The organism is Flavobacterium sp. (assembly GCF_044376915.1).
GTDB lineage: Bacteria > Bacteroidota > Bacteroidia > Flavobacteriales > Flavobacteriaceae > Flavobacterium.
Genome location: NZ_JBILKB010000052.1, coordinates 1 through 14,669, shown reverse-complemented (window position 1 = coordinate 14,669; position 14,669 = coordinate 1). Strand labels below are relative to the sequence as shown.

Annotated in this window: 14 protein-coding genes; 11 read left to right on the top strand and 3 right to left on the bottom strand. The window is 35.0% G+C overall.

Translation table 11 applies throughout. From position 1 onward, the window contains the following. Positions 1 to 332: 332 nt before the first annotated feature. The 11 genes from ACIQ6Z_RS06735 to ACIQ6Z_RS06685 all read left to right on the top strand — a co-directional run bounded on the left by ACIQ6Z_RS06735 (position 333) and on the right by ACIQ6Z_RS06685 (position 11,931). Entirely contained in the window at positions 333 to 881 is a 549-nt protein-coding gene (locus tag ACIQ6Z_RS06735) for a hypothetical protein (RefSeq protein ID WP_396210154.1), read from the top strand. Between the two features lie 143 nt (positions 882 to 1,024). After that, entirely contained in the window at positions 1,025 to 2,083 is a 1,059-nt protein-coding gene (locus tag ACIQ6Z_RS06730) for a nucleoid-associated protein (RefSeq protein WP_396197791.1), read from the top strand. A 140-nt stretch (positions 2,084 to 2,223) separates the two neighbouring features. Then, complete coding sequence (locus ACIQ6Z_RS06725; RefSeq protein ID WP_396210153.1) at positions 2,224 to 2,883, top strand: TetR family transcriptional regulator C-terminal domain-containing protein; 660 nt, start codon at positions 2,224 to 2,226, stop codon at positions 2,881 to 2,883. A gap of 16 nt (positions 2,884 to 2,899) precedes the next feature. After that, positions 2,900 to 4,210, top strand: coding sequence for an ABC1 kinase family protein (locus ACIQ6Z_RS06720; RefSeq protein WP_396210152.1), 1,311 nt, complete (start codon positions 2,900 to 2,902; stop codon positions 4,208 to 4,210). Positions 4,211 to 4,335: 125 nt separating this feature from the next. After that, complete coding sequence (locus ACIQ6Z_RS06715; RefSeq protein ID WP_396210151.1) at positions 4,336 to 5,232, top strand: ABC transporter ATP-binding protein; 897 nt, start codon at positions 4,336 to 4,338, stop codon at positions 5,230 to 5,232. Between the two features lie 7 nt (positions 5,233 to 5,239). Then, complete coding sequence (locus ACIQ6Z_RS06710) at positions 5,240 to 6,091, top strand: ABC transporter permease (RefSeq protein ID WP_396210150.1); 852 nt, start codon at positions 5,240 to 5,242, stop codon at positions 6,089 to 6,091. Positions 6,092 to 6,106: 15 nt separating this feature from the next. Next, positions 6,107 to 8,116 carry a choice-of-anchor L domain-containing protein gene (locus ACIQ6Z_RS06705; protein WP_396210149.1) on the top strand — a complete coding sequence of 670 codons (2,010 nt, stop codon included), beginning with the start codon at positions 6,107 to 6,109 and terminating at the stop codon, positions 8,114 to 8,116. A 44-nt stretch (positions 8,117 to 8,160) separates the two neighbouring features. After that, on the top strand, positions 8,161 to 9,171 hold the full coding sequence (locus tag ACIQ6Z_RS06700; RefSeq protein ID WP_396210148.1) for a bifunctional oligoribonuclease/PAP phosphatase NrnA: 1,011 nt from the start codon (positions 8,161 to 8,163) through the stop codon (positions 9,169 to 9,171). A gap of 2 nt (positions 9,172 to 9,173) precedes the next feature. Continuing rightward, positions 9,174 to 9,737, top strand: coding sequence for a gliding motility-associated peptidyl-prolyl isomerase GldI (gene gldI, locus ACIQ6Z_RS06695; RefSeq protein WP_396210147.1), 564 nt, complete (start codon positions 9,174 to 9,176; stop codon positions 9,735 to 9,737). Between the two features lie 9 nt (positions 9,738 to 9,746). Then, entirely contained in the window at positions 9,747 to 10,832 is a 1,086-nt protein-coding gene (locus ACIQ6Z_RS06690; protein WP_396210146.1) for a peptidylprolyl isomerase, read from the top strand. 13 nt (positions 10,833 to 10,845) lie between these two features. After that, positions 10,846 to 11,931, top strand: coding sequence for a peptidylprolyl isomerase (locus ACIQ6Z_RS06685; RefSeq protein ID WP_396210145.1), 1,086 nt, complete (start codon positions 10,846 to 10,848; stop codon positions 11,929 to 11,931). A 48-nt stretch (positions 11,932 to 11,979) separates the two neighbouring features. Here the strand turns inward: ACIQ6Z_RS06685 and ACIQ6Z_RS06680 are convergent, their stop codons facing one another. From ACIQ6Z_RS06680 to rpsT, 3 genes are all read right to left on the bottom strand, one after another. Continuing rightward, the gene (locus ACIQ6Z_RS06680) at positions 11,980 to 12,453 is read right to left on the bottom strand and encodes a hypothetical protein (RefSeq protein ID WP_396210144.1); all 474 of its coding nucleotides are present in this window, start codon (positions 12,451 to 12,453) and stop codon (positions 11,980 to 11,982) included. A 4-nt stretch (positions 12,454 to 12,457) separates the two neighbouring features. Beyond that, a complete protein-coding gene (gene typA, locus ACIQ6Z_RS06675) occupies positions 12,458 to 14,254 on the bottom strand; it encodes a translational GTPase TypA (RefSeq protein WP_396210143.1) in 1,797 nt (598 codons plus the stop codon). 144 nt (positions 14,255 to 14,398) lie between these two features. Continuing rightward, positions 14,399 to 14,650: a 30S ribosomal protein S20 gene (rpsT, locus tag ACIQ6Z_RS06670; RefSeq protein WP_396210155.1), complete on the bottom strand. Its 252-nt coding sequence runs from the start codon at positions 14,648 to 14,650 to the stop codon at positions 14,399 to 14,401. Positions 14,651 to 14,669: the final 19 nt, after the last annotated feature.

Below are 14,669 nucleotides of genomic sequence, written 5' to 3'. Positions count from 1 at the left end.
GCAATGGATAAAATTATCGCTCTTGGAATTTCTTTGATGAGTTTGTGTAACATATGTAAGATTTACAATAAAATTAGTTAAAATTAAGTGACTGCACAACAAAGGCTATTAAATAAAGTACAAGATGAATCATAAGTAAATTGTTATTATTTCTGATACAAAATTCAATAGAAATACCCAACAAAAAAATTCAAAGTAACCCAACTGTCATTTTTTAAGGATGAATTGTAATTATTGAATACATTCAGAAAAATCTTATCAACAATTCGTAAATCGTAAATCGTAAATCGTAATTTATACTTACTTTTGCCTTTCGTAAAATTGCAACCATTATGATTTATAAATTTAGAGCTATTCTTGATGCCGAAGAAGATATTTTTAGAGATATTGCCATCGAAAGCAACAACACTTTAGAAGATTTACACAACGCACTTACCAATGCTTTTGGCTTTGATGGTACTGAGGTAGGCGCTTTCTACACCTGCGCAAATGACTGGGCTTGGCACGAAGAAGACGGCATCCCAATGTTTGACACGGGAGATATCCCAGGCGAAATAAAAACCATGTCGGAATATGCAATCGACGAATTAGTGCACGAACAAAATACTAAATTAGTGTATGTTTATGATTTATTCAGCATGTGGACATTCTTTGTTGAATTAGCTGCAATTGAAAATAAAGAAGCCAACGAAACGTATCCTGCCCTACTCTTTTCGCATGGAGAACTTCCAGCCGAAGCACTACAAAGTGGTCTGAGAGGTGATTTGTCTGAAGAAGATATGTTTGGCGAATTTGAAGATGACTTAGACGACGAAGATTACGATATGTTTGAAGGCGATGACAGCTTTGAAGACATGGGATTTGAAGAAAACTGGAATTAATTATTAGCCAAGTTGCAATGGCAATGTGCCAATAATCTAATGTGCCAATATGCCAATGAAACAATAAGCCTATAACACTAGATTACATTTTCCAAGCTCTAAATTGACACATTGACTAATTCACTAATTGACACATTAAAAAAATGATCAACTTATTTAACGCACATATTGAAAACCTATCTGTTCACAGAGTAGGTAACAAAAGTAGAAACGAAGCCATCTTTTTATCAGAAAATCCTTACGGATTGAATGATGAAATTATGCCGTTACTCAAAGAATTTTTCTTTAAATCGTTTCGTGAAAAGGAAGAAAATTACTTTCAATTTGCTCATGAAGTAGATTTAGAATACAACGAAATGTTCAATTTTGCCAGTGAAGTTTTTACAAATCCAGGAGAAATTCACAACGTTTCAAAAAAAATAACGAAACACCTTTTTGAACAGTCCAATCACCCGCACATTAAAAATGGCGAAGTGTATGTGGCTTATTTTACGAACGTTTCTATCGACAATAATGTAGTGGATGCGATTGGTGTTTTCAAAAGCGAAATGCAAACCGATTTCTTGCAATTTGAAGAAAAAGAAACCAATTTAGAAATGATTCTTCAACAAGGGATCAATTTGAATAAGTTGGACAAAGGCTGCATCATTTTCAATTATAAAAAAGAAGAAGGCTACAAAATATTAACCGTCGACAGCAATCGCTACGATGCCCGTTATTGGTTAGAACACTTCTTGTCGGTAGATGCTTTTCAAGACGAAAACTTCATGACTAAGAAATACTTGAAATTCTGTCAAGAGTTTGCTAAAGAGGTAGTTTTACCTGCTGAAGACAAACAACAAGAAGTATTGTTTATGAATCGTGCCATCAATCACTTTGCGAAAAATGATGAGTTTGAAGAAACGGCTTTCTTAAACGAAGTAATGCAAAACCCAGAATTCATTCCAGAATTTAAAAATTATAAAGTAGATAAAGGGGCAAAATATAGCATTGAAGATGTATCTAGTTTTCCAATTGCCAATGCTGCCGTGACAGATGTGCGCCGTACGTTAAAAAACACAATTCAATTAGATACGAATATCCAAATCAAATTGGACTTCATCAACCCAGAAAGTGCAGAGAAGTTCGTAGAAAAAGGTTGGGACGAAGAAAAACAAATGTATTACTATTTGGTGTACTTCAACAAAGAACAGAAATCATAGAATAAACAATAAAATCTCTTAACCTCAATTACAACCTAGTTCTTGAGGTTTTTTTATACCCAAACTTTAACAAAATATTTTGTTTAATCTTTTAATTATTTTATTAAACATTTTATACCTTTGCTAAAATTCATACAACCATGGCAAAGAAGAAAGAAATTACACCGCAAGCCCTTATAAGTTTCTATGTAGACTACTTTTTAGAACACCACAAACAACCTCAGTCGGTTTATCAATTTGCAAAACAATTCAACTTTGATGAAGCTTTATTTTATGGTAATTTTTCATCTTTTGACCAAATCGAAAAATCATTTTTTTCATCACTATTTGATCAAACACTGCACATGCTAGAAAAAAGTGAGGATTTTAAATCCTATGATGCGCGAACGCAATTATTGAGCTGCTATTTTACTTATTTCGAAATGTTAACAGCCAATAGAAGTTTTGTGATGGCCTTATTAAAAGAAGATAAAAACAAGTTGAAAAGTGTTACGAAATTATCGGAATTGAGAAAACAGTTCAAACAGTTTTTTGACAACTTGGCAATTGAGAAAATCGATTTAAAACAAGAAAAACTAATTGAATTTCAAGAAAAAGCAATGAGTGAAATGGCTTGGGTACAATTTCTATTTACCTTAAAATTTTGGATTGAAGACACTTCCTTAGCTTTTGAAAAAACCGATATTTTTATTGAAAAATCGGTAAATACAAGTTTTGATTTAATGGATACTACTCCATTTAAAAGTTTGATTGACTTTGGAAAATTCATGTGGCAAGAAAAAGCGGCATTCAAACTGTAAAACAAAAGCTACCCAAATGAAAACCATAGACAGCATTCCAACGTCAAAAATTCAACGCGCTTCAAAACTCCTTCAAACCGGAGCAAAAGTGGGTGTGAATTACCTCAAATATTATGGAGATAAAATCACCAAAACCGAAACAGAAGCCAAAGAAACTCTAAATACAAATAATGCTGCAGACATTTATGACGGCTTAAAACAAATGAAAGGAAGTGCCTTGAAAGTGGCACAAATGCTCAGCATGGAAAAAAGCATACTGCCTCGTGCGTATGTAGAAAAATTTTCGCTTGCCCAATTTTCGGTTCCACCTTTGTCACCACCCCTGGTTAACAAAACATTCAAAAAATATTTTGGAAAACTGCCTCAAGAAATTTTCGACAACTTTAATGCTACTTCCATCAATGCTGCAAGCATAGGCCAAGTGCACCAAGCAACAAAAGAAGGTAAAAAATTAGCTGTCAAAATTCAATACCCAGGTGTTGCTGAAAGTATTAGCTCTGATTTGGCCATGGTCAAACCCATTGCAATTAAAATGTTCAACATCAAAGGAAAAGATTCGGATAAATATTTTAAAGAAGTCGAAGACAAATTGGTGGAAGAAACCAATTACATCAACGAAGTGCAACAAAGCATACAAATGGCAAAGGCGTGTGAGAACATTCCGAACTTACTTTTTCCAAAATACTATCCCGAATGGTCTTCCGAGAAAATCATCACAATGGATTGGATGACGGGCGAACATTTATCGGAATTTACCGCGCACAATACAGATCCCGAGAAATCAAATCTCTTGGGGCAAACCCTTTGGGATTTCTATATGTTTCAAATGCACAATTTGAGAAAAGTTCATGCCGATCCGCATCCAGGTAACTTTTTAATAACAAAAGACACCCAACTTGTGGCACTAGATTTTGGTTGCATTAAAGAAGTACCAGAAGATTTCTATATTCCCTATTTTGAATTGGCTAAAAAAGAAAATTTGGAAAACCCTGCCTTTTTTAAATCAAAATTGTACGAATTAGAAATACTTAGAACCGATGATTCTCCAGAAGAAACCGAGTTCTTTACCGAAATGTTTCATGAATTGCTCAGTTTATTTGCGCGTCCCTTTCATGTGGAAGAGTTTGACTTTTCAGACGACGAGTTTTTTGGTCAAATCGCCGATTTAGGGGTACGCTACTCCAAGAGCACCGAATTGCGCAACATGAATGGAAACCGTGGTTCCAAACATTTCATCTACATCAACAGAACCTTCTTTGGTTTGTACAATTTGATGCATGATTTGAAAGCCAAAAATGTAAAAATCAATCATTTTACCTCGTATTAATATTTCATACAAGAATAAAATAATCCCTAATAGTACTGTCGCTATTGGGGATTTTTTTTATCTGAACAAATAAGGGTAACATTTTCTAGATATCTTCGTCTTATGAAAAACAAAAACAAAAGATTTTGGAAACCATTTTAAAAATTACCCACCTCAATAAAATTTTCAATCGAAAGTTACATGCCGTTAATAATGTATCGTTTGAAATAAAAAAAGGAAATGTGTATGGCATTCTGGGTCCGAATGGCTCTGGAAAATCGACCACCCTAGGTATTGTATTGAACGTAGTAAATAAGACGTCTGGCGAATTTGAATGGTTTGAAGGAAAACTCGATACCCACCAAGCCTTAAAAAAGGTAGGGGCAATCATTGAACGCCCAAATTTCTATCCGTATATGTCGGCCAAAGAAAACTTGGAATTGGTATGCAAAATAAAAGGAGTACCCTTCTCAAAAGTGGATGAAAAACTTGAATTGGTTGGGCTTTTAGATCGAAAAAACGACAAATTCAAAACGTTTTCATTGGGCATGAAACAACGATTAGCCATTGCTTCGGCCCTATTGAATGATCCCGAAATATTAATCTTAGACGAACCCACCAACGGACTCGATCCACAAGGAATTCGACAAATTAGAGACATCATCCGAATCATTGCCGCTCAAGGCACCACCATATTATTGGCCTCCCATTTATTAGACGAAGTTGAAAAGGTATGCAGTCATGTCGTCGTGTTACAAAAAGGCGTCATGTTGTATCAAGGTTCGGTTCACAACATGATTGAAACCAATAGCTTCTTCGAACTGAAAGCGAAAGACCTTACACAATTACAAAAAGCCCTTGAAGGCCATAATTCTGTTGAAAGAACAAAAGAATCAGAAGGAAAATTATTGGTGTTCCTAAAGCAAGATATAGCAGCGGAGGAACTAAACACCTATCTTTTCAAACACAATATTGTTTTAGAACATCTTGTAAAAAGAAAAAATAGTTTAGAAGAACAATTTTTAGAATTAACCAAAAACTAATGCAAAGATGAAAAGATTACTCTCCATAGAATTTCAAAAAATTTGGAAAAATAAAGCCAGTCGCATTTTAGTACTCGCCTACTTCATCTTACTCAGTTCGATTGCGTTGATTAGCTCCATTAAATTTACCATTTTTGGAAACGAAATCCGAATCGCCGACCAAGGGATCTTCAATTTTCCGTATATATGGCATTTTAATACCTTTATTGCTGCGTTGTTTAAAATATTTTTAGCCGTAGTCATTGTATCCATGATGGCCAATGAATATACGTATGGAACCTTAAAACAAAATTTAATAGATGGATTAAATAAAAAAGAATTCATCACTTCTAAGTTTTTAGTGGTCGCTGTATTTGCTCTGGCTTCGACCTTTTTTGTATTTGTACTTTCCTTAATTTTAGGCTATTCCTTTTCATCCTATAATGAAATAGGCATTGTCTTTTCAGATTTGGAATACCTTTTGGCCTTTTTTATCAAACTGTTTGCCTTTTTTTCCTTCTGTTTATTTTTAGGAATAGTAGTAAAACGAAGCGCTTTTGCGCTGGGCTTTTTAACACTTTGGTTTGTAGCCGAACAAATCATTTATTGGATGGTAAAATTTGTCATATTAGGCGGTAATGATAAATCCAAAAACTTTGCCGACGCCATGATCAAATATTTTCCAATGGAATCCATGTGGAATTTAAGTCGAGAACCCTTTTCAAGATTCAACGCCGTAAAATCACTTGAAAAAGCAATGGGTAGCAGTAAAATAGTTAAAGATTACAGCATACATTTTTCAGAAATTAGCATAGTATTAGTTTGGACAGGCATTTTTATTATTGCCTCACATTATATTCTAAAAAAGAGAGATTTATAGTATCTTTGTGATACTATGGGGATAGTAAAACATGCTTGGCTTATTATTTTTGGAATTGTCTTTCAATTGGGAAATGCACAATACATTTCCGTAGATGAAAGTTACACCGCCCTACAACTCGTCCAGGATAAATTAATAAACAGCCCGTGCGCAAACGTATTCAATGTCTCGGTATCAGGTGGAAACTTTACAACAGGTGAAAAAAGTTTTGGTTATTTTGATGCTACTGGTTCTGCTTTCCCATTTGCAAACGGAATTGTGTTAACCACAGGCAAAACAGCAAATACCATCGGACCCAATGCCACATTATCTGATGACGGAGGAAACATGGGTTGGAATGGTGATTCCGACTTAAATCAAGCATTAGGCCTGAGCAATTCTTTCAATGCCACCGTTTTAGAATTTGATTTTATTCCATTAGGAGATCATATCAGTTTTGATTATATTTTTTCATCCGAACAGTACCTTTTAAATCCGTCAGCAAATCAATGCAATTTTACCGATGGTTTTGTCTTTCTTTTAAAGGAGGCGACGGCAACAACATATGAAAATTTGGCAGTTATTCCCGGAACAACAACACCTGTAAAAGTAAACACCGTAAGAGGTACAGGTACGCTTTGCCCTGCAGCTAATGCCACCTATTTTGATGCCTTCAATACTACCGAACATCCTACCAATTTTAACGGGCAAACCAAAGTATTGACAGCACAAGCAGCTGTTACTCCAGGCACAACCTATCACATCAAATTAGCCATTGCTGATGAAGGCAATTACCGATACGATTCGGCCATATTCTTAGGAGGTGGTAGCTTTAATTTTGAGGTTGATTTAGGTACTGATCGATTATTGGCCAATGGAACGGCACTTTGTCCAACTGAAACCATTATACTCAATGCTAACCAAGCAAGTGCCATCAGTTATCAATGGTACCAAAACAACAATGCAATATCAGCAGCAACACAAGCCACCTATGAAGTAACTTCTGCAGGAGAATATAGTGTCGAAATCAATTATGGTCCGAATTGCCAAACTACAGGAAGTATTCGCATTGAATATGCAACCGACTTAGTCGTAAATGAAACCACATTTACAATTTGCGATACCGATACCAATCAAGACGGAAGCACTTCCATAAACTTGAGTGTAATTATCCCACGATTATTCACCAATTTACCCACCAATTATGCTGTCTCGTTTTTTGAAAACACAACTAGTGCCATAGTTTTACCAACAAATTATACGAATGTTTCACCTTACAATCAGATTATTTATGCACGCATAATGAACTTTCCCGGGTGCTATAACGATTATCCGATAGAATTGATTGTCGCAACTTTCCCATCCATCGTTACAGACGAAGAAGTTGGCTTATGTGAAAATTCAACAGCTTTACTCGATGCGGGTTCAGGGTTTACAAGTTATTCTTGGAATACGAATCCGGCTCAAACTACTCAATCCATCACTGTAGCAAATCCTGGAAATTATACTGTAACACTTACCAATGCTTCAAATTGTTCGAAAACAAAAACATTTACTGTTATGGCTTCTGGTGTAGCTACCATAGAAAATGTTCTAGTTACTGATTTTTCAGAAAACAATTCCATAACGGTAGCATATAGTGGCCCAAGCACTTATACTTTCTCAATAGACGGAATAAATTATCAAACTTCGCCCACCTTTACACATCTGACTGAAGGAGAATACACAATATATGTAAAAGACACCAAAGGATGTGGCATCACTCCCGCTACTTTTTTTATCTTGGACTATCCTAAGTTTTTTACTCCTAATGGAGATGGTATCAATGATTTTTGGTACATCAAAAACTTAAACCAACGCATAACTGGAAGTGGGTCCATCACTATTTTTGACCGCTACGGAAAATTTATCCACCAAATTAACCCCCAAAATCAAGTTTGGGATGGAACCTTTAATGGAACACCTTTACCCAGTGCTGATTATTGGTTTCAAATTCAATTGGGCGACGGAAATAATATTAAAGGCCATTTTTCACTAAAACGTTAGGTGCAATTATTGCACAATCGGCTACAAAATAATATATTCGCAGTATGATGCACGCAAATGAAATTGAAGCGATAAAGTCACTATTAGCTTCACCAAAAAAAATAGCAATAATACCACACAGAAATCCGGATGGAGATGCTATGGGTTCAACCTTAGGGCTCTATCATACCTTACTACAAAAACAACACGATGTAGTGGTCATCGCACCCAACGAATTCCCAGATTTTTTAGCTTGGTTGCCCGGAAGCGAAAACGTATTGCTGTTTGAAAAAAATACAGCAAAATGCACTAGCCTATTGGAATCGTGTGATCTTATTTTTACCTTAGATTTCAATGCCTTACATCGCACAGGGGAAATTATGGAAAAAGCGCTAACTGTTTTAAACGCAACCAGCATCATGATTGATCACCATCAATTTCCGGATACGTATGCCAACTATACTTTTTCAGATACAGCTTATGGATCAACATGCCAAATGGTATATGATTTCATCTATGCATTAGGCTATGAAAATTTATTGAACAAAACCGTTGCCACATGTTTATATACCGGAATTGTAACCGATTCAGGAAGTTTCCGTTTTCCAAAAACAAGCGGCGCAACTCATAAATGTGTTGCCGATTTAATTGATCGAGGCATAAACAATAGTGAAATTCATAATTTACTGTTTGATAATTCAAGTTACAACCGATTATTATTACTTGGAAAAGCTTTGCAAAATTTAAAAATTTTAAACGAATATAAAACGTCTTATATCACCTTAAGTCAGGAAGAATTAGATGCTTTTAGCCATCAAAAAGGTGATACGGAAGGCATCGTTAATTATGGATTAAGTATAAATGGAATCGATTTTACAGCCATTTTCATTGAAAACAAAGAAGAAGGAATTATTAAAATTTCATTCCGTTCTCAAGGCGAATTTGATGTCAATCAATTTGCAAGAAAACATTTCAATGGAGGTGGACATATCAATGCAGCCGGTGGAAAATCGGATGCAAGTTTAGCCGAAACCGTTCAACAATTTATTCGTATTTTAGCCACAGAAAAAAAATAAAAATGAAAATACAACCACTAGTATTCGCTTGCACATTTTTGATTTTTATTTGCAGCTGTTCGCAACGTCAAGATGAAGCCCGCAGACCTATTTCGCATGCATCGGGAACGTTCATTAAGAAATCCATAGAGCGCAATAAAAAATTAGTAGCCAACGAAGAAAAAATTATTGATTCGATCATTAAGAATGATACGTTAAAAGAATATACCGCCTCAAACAAAGGCTATTGGTACAAATATGAAACTAAGGTTGACGAAACCTCTGCGTTTCCTAAAAGAGGCGATATTGCTTATTTTGATTATGAAGTAAAAGATATTGAAAACACCATCATTTATACTAAATCCGAAACTAAACCCCAAATATATTATGTGGACAAACAAAACATGATTACGGGATTACGCGATGGAATAAAGTTAATGAAAAAAGGCGAAACGGTTTCGTTTTTATTTCCGTCACACATGGCCTATGGCTATCATGGTGATGATCAAAAAATTGGGATAAACCAGCCCATCATTTGTACGGTAACCTTAAAAGATATTCAACCCGATCCACAAGGAGAAAATTAATTAAAAACTATGAGATCCATTTCTTTTTTACTGGTAAGTTTCATGCTGTTTTTTTCGTCATGCACAAAGTCTTATGATCAATTAAAAGAAGGACTTTATGCTGAAATTGAAACTTCAAAAGGCACAATGATAGCCAAATTAGCCTATGAAAAAGCACCCATTACGGTCGCTAATTTTATATCTTTAGCTGAAGGAAAAAACCCATTTGTAAGTGAGGATTATAAAGGAAAAGCATTTTATGACGGCTTAACTTTTCATCGTGTGATTCCAGATTTTATGGCACAATGTGGAGACCCAAACGCTAATGGATCAGGTGGACCTGGATATAAATTTAAAGATGAATTTCATCCCGATTTAAAACATTCAAAAGCTGGAATTTTAGCAATGGCAAATGGCGGACCGTCAACCAATGGAAGCCAATTTTTTATCACTCACAAAGCTACGCCATGGCTCGACAACATTCACAGTGTTTTTGGAGAAGTAATTGAAGGTATTGAAGTATTAGAAACCATTGAAAATGATGATGTAATTGAACACATTAGCATCATTCGCATCGGAAATGCAGCCAAAAAATTTGATGGGGTGAAAATTTTCAAAAAATATTATGACGTGCAAGCTAAAGCACAAAAAAAATGGGAAGAGAAAACAAAAATTATTCGAGAGAATAAAGCCAAAGTTTTCTTGGATGTAAATACCAATGGGATAGTAACTGCTTCCGGATTACGTTATAAAATTACATCAAAAGGTAGCGGAAAGAAACCTGCAATGGGAACAACCGTTTACATCCATTATGCAGGGTTTTTAGAAAACGGACAATTGTTTGATACCAGTAATGAAGAGGTAGCCAAAACATTTGGCATCTTTGAACCCACACGTGCTGCTCAAAATGGCTATACGCCTATAGAATCTATAATTGGCAACCTGCGCTTTATACCAGGATTTAATGAAGGTGTAGAACTGATGCACTTTGGTGACAAAGCCATTTTTTACATTCCGTCACATTTAGGGTATGGCGAACAAGGTGCTGGCGATTTGATTCCACCGAATGCAAATATTGTTTTTGAAATCGAACTCTTAGAAAAATCAACTAAATAATTATACAATCAACATGAAAAAAATAGCATTACTTACTTTAGCCCTTATTGGATATTCTGCATTCGTATTTTCTCAAGATAATAAAACTGAGGGCATTTTTGCTGAATTCAACACATCAAAAGGTAAAATCGTAGTACAGTTAGAATACCAAAAAACACCCGTTACTGTGGCAAACTTCATTAGTTTAGCAGAAGGTGAAAACTCTAAGGTTACGGAAACATTAAAGGGAAAACCATACTATGATGGCTTAGTATTTCACCGTGTGATTTCCGATTTTATGATACAAGGGGGTTGTCCAAAAGGCGATGGCACTGGCGACCCAGGTTATAAGTTTGTAGACGAAATAACCGAATTAGCGCATGATAGAGCTGGAATTTTATCTATGGCTAATGCAGGCCCGGGAACAAATGGAAGCCAATTTTTTATTACTCATAAAGCCACGCCATGGTTGGATGGTAATCATACTGTTTTTGGACATGTAATCACGGGGCAAGATATTGTAAATACAATTGCAAAAAATGATGTGATCCAATCGGTTAAAATTATTAGAAACGGAAAAGAAGCAAGAAAATTCAAAGCTGAAAAAGTATTTACTGATTACTTTGCCAACAAAGAAGGAAATGATAAAATTCAGAATGAAAAAAACGCAACCATAAAGAAACAATTGGCAGAAATTGCGGCAGAAAAACAAAGAAAACTTGCGGAAATTGAAGCAGAAAAACAGAAAGTTGCCAAAGAAAAAGCATTAAAAGAATTTGAAAAGGGATCAACTACTGCTAGTGGTTTAAAATATATCGTGTTGCAACAAGGTACAGGCGCTAAGCCTTTGGCTACCAGCAATGTAAAAGTACATTATACCGGTATGTTTTTAGACGGAAAAGTATTTGATAGCAGCGTACAAAGAGGTGAAACCATTGATTTTGGCTTGAATCAAGTGATCAAAGGATGGACAGAAGGTGTACAATTAATGCCTGAAGGTTCAAAATACAAATTTTATATTCCCTCTCAATTAGCTTACGCCGAAAGGGGTGCTGGGGGTGTAATTCCTCCTAATGCCGACTTAATTTTTGAAATCGAGTTGATCATGATAAACAAATAAATGAAAAAGCCGCTAATTATTTAGCGGCTTTTTTTTGAATAGTTACGATTAAAATTTCCAATCAAACTCGTCTTTATCACTAAAAACGGCTCCTACTTCTATCTTTACAATTTCATTGTAATCTACGTGAACAAACAACCAGTTCTCCTCGTTAAAATAACTCATCATTCCTTCAGATGTATCGGTTTCAAAAGCCTTCACTTTACTTTTTTCCAACACTGGATATACATCGCTCCAATTTTTACCGATTACGGTGGTAGCAAACAATTTTACCATCGGATTAGTAGTTGTCATATAACCTAATCGAAACGCTTCTTCTTTATAGAAAATGAGACGCAACTTTCGAGCATTGTATAATAATACTACATTTTCCTCTTCGTCTTTATATTGTGTATCGGGTTTCCCTAATAATTTAGTAACATCTTGCTCTTTCATTCCGAAAAGCAAATTGTCTATTCCGTATTTTAATTTAATTTCCATAAGTATTTGTGCTAAAAAATCCCGATTTTCATCGGGATTCATTTCATTATATTTTAAAACGTTTTCTATCGTTTTCTGTCAAATAAATTTTTCGTAGACGAATAGATTTCGGAGTAACTTCAACATACTCATCTTTTTGAATATATTCTAAAGCTTCTTCCAAAGAGAAAATAATCGGTGGAATAATTCTTGCTTTTTCGTCATTTCCAGACGAACGAACGTTGGATTGCTTTTTAGCCTTAGTCACATTAATACACATATCGTCTCCACGAGAATTTTCACCAATTACCTGACCTTCATAGATCTCAGCATTAGGCTCCACGAAGAATTTACCACGATCTTGTAGCTTATCGATAGAATATGGAATGGCTTTTCCGTTTTCCATAGAAATTAACGAACCATTATTACGTCCAGGAATTGCTCCTTTGAACGGTTCATATCCAATATAACGGTGCGACATAATAGCTTCACCTGCAGTAGCCGTTAATAATTGATTTCTCAATCCGATAATTCCACGAGATGGAATGTTGAATTTAATAATCATACGTTCGCCTTTGGCTTCCATAGAAAGCATTTCTCCTTTACGAATGGTTACAAATTCAACTGCTCTACCAGAAAGATTTTCAGGCAAATCAATTGTTAATTCTTCAATTGGTTCACATTTTTGACCATCAATTTCTTTGATAATTACCTGTGGTTGTCCAATTTGCAATTCATATCCTTCTCTTCTCATGGTTTCAATAAGAACCGATAAGTGAAGTACACCACGACCAAAAACCATAAATTTATCAGCAGAATCAGTTTCACCTAACTTCATTGCTAAGTTTTTCTCTAATTCTTTTGTTAGACGATCTCTAATGTGTCGTGACGTTACAAATTTTCCTTCTTTACCAAAGAAAGGTGAATCGTTGATTGTAAACAACATACTCATTGTAGGTTCATCAATAGCAATAGTTTGTAACGCTTCTGGGTTTTCAAAATCGGCAACAGTATCACCAATTTCAAATCCTTCGATTCCAACAATTGCACAAATATCTCCTGCAATGACCTGATCTACTTTCTTACGTCCAAGACCTTCAAAAGTGTGTAACTCTTTAATTCTAGATTTTATAACAGTACCATCTCTTTTTACTAAAGAAATTGGCATTCCCTCTTTCAACACGCCTCTTTCTAAACGTCCAATCGCGATACGACCTGTAAATGAAGAGAAATCCAAAGAAGTAATTAACATTTGAGGTGTTCCTTCTGATACTTTTGGTGCAGGAACGTGCGTCAATACCATATCTAATAAAGGCTCAATATTATCGGTTTGATTTCTAAAATCATCCGACATCCAATTGTTTTTTGCAGATCCATAAACTGTTGGGAAATCCAACTGCTCCTCTGTTGCTCCTAATTCAAACATTAAATCAAATACTTTTTCGTGTACTTCTTCAGGTGTACAATTTTCTTTGTCTACCTTATTAATTACCACGCAAGGTTTTAAACCTAAGTCAATTGCTTTTTGTAAAACAAATCGCGTTTGAGGCATTGGACCTTCAAATGCATCTACTAAAAGACATACACCGTCAGCCATATTAAGTACGCGTTCTACCTCTCCACCAAAATCGGCGTGACCTGGTGTATCAATAATATTGATTTTTGTTCCTTTATACGTTACCGAAACGTTTTTAGAAGTAATGGTAATACCTCTTTCACGTTCTAAATCATTATTATCAAGAATTAAGTCTCCCGTGTTTTCGTTTTCACGAAACAATTGACAGTGGTACATAATTTTATCAACCAAAGTAGTTTTACCGTGGTCAACGTGTGCAATAATTGCGATGTTTCTAATAGAAGTCATTTATTTTATTTTTGAAAGTGCAAAGGTAATCTTTATTTTATTAAAAACACTATAGTAATCAACTCTTTAGTTGAAAATTAAAGGAGTATTCCAAATAAAAAAAGCTCTCATAAAGAGAGCTTTAGTGTATTTTCTAATTACGTACTATAATGAAGCAACGTGTTTCGTTAACTTCGATTTTAAGTTAGAAGCTTTGTTATCATGAATGATGTTTTTCTTAGCTAACTTATCAATCATTGAAATTACAGTTGATAATTTTGCAGAAGCTTCAGCTTTATCAGTTGCTATACGAATAGCTTTGATTGCATTACGAGTAGTTTTGTGTTGGTATCTGTTCAACACTCTTTTTTTCTCGTTACTTCTAATTCTCTTTAAAGCAGATTTATGATTTGCCATTTTGTTCTTTTTTTTTAAT

What these genes read in the sequence shown, in the direction of transcription:
- ACIQ6Z_RS06705 (WP_396210149.1), top strand. Translation starts at nt 6,107, where the DNA reads ATGGGGATAGTAAAACATGCTTGGCTTATTATTTTTGGAATTGTCTTT.
- ACIQ6Z_RS06685 (WP_396210145.1), top strand. Translation starts at nt 10,846, where the DNA reads ATGAAAAAAATAGCATTACTTACTTTAGCCCTTATTGGATATTCTGCA.
- ACIQ6Z_RS06730 (WP_396197791.1), top strand. Translation starts at nt 1,025, where the DNA reads ATGATCAACTTATTTAACGCACATATTGAAAACCTATCTGTTCACAGA.
- ACIQ6Z_RS06710 (WP_396210150.1), top strand. Translation starts at nt 5,240, where the DNA reads ATGAAAAGATTACTCTCCATAGAATTTCAAAAAATTTGGAAAAATAAA.
- ACIQ6Z_RS06735 (WP_396210154.1), top strand. Translation starts at nt 333, where the DNA reads ATGATTTATAAATTTAGAGCTATTCTTGATGCCGAAGAAGATATTTTT.
- rpsT (WP_396210155.1), bottom strand. Translation starts at nt 14,650, where the DNA reads ATGGCAAATCATAAATCTGCTTTAAAGAGAATTAGAAGTAACGAGAAA.
- ACIQ6Z_RS06690 (WP_396210146.1), top strand. Translation starts at nt 9,747, where the DNA reads ATGAGATCCATTTCTTTTTTACTGGTAAGTTTCATGCTGTTTTTTTCG.
- ACIQ6Z_RS06720 (WP_396210152.1), top strand. Translation starts at nt 2,900, where the DNA reads ATGAAAACCATAGACAGCATTCCAACGTCAAAAATTCAACGCGCTTCA.
- gldI (WP_396210147.1), top strand. Translation starts at nt 9,174, where the DNA reads ATGAAAATACAACCACTAGTATTCGCTTGCACATTTTTGATTTTTATT.
- ACIQ6Z_RS06700 (WP_396210148.1), top strand. Translation starts at nt 8,161, where the DNA reads ATGATGCACGCAAATGAAATTGAAGCGATAAAGTCACTATTAGCTTCA.
- ACIQ6Z_RS06680 (WP_396210144.1), bottom strand. Translation starts at nt 12,453, where the DNA reads ATGAATCCCGATGAAAATCGGGATTTTTTAGCACAAATACTTATGGAA.
- ACIQ6Z_RS06725 (WP_396210153.1), top strand. Translation starts at nt 2,224, where the DNA reads ATGGCAAAGAAGAAAGAAATTACACCGCAAGCCCTTATAAGTTTCTAT.
- typA (WP_396210143.1), bottom strand. Translation starts at nt 14,254, where the DNA reads ATGACTTCTATTAGAAACATCGCAATTATTGCACACGTTGACCACGGT.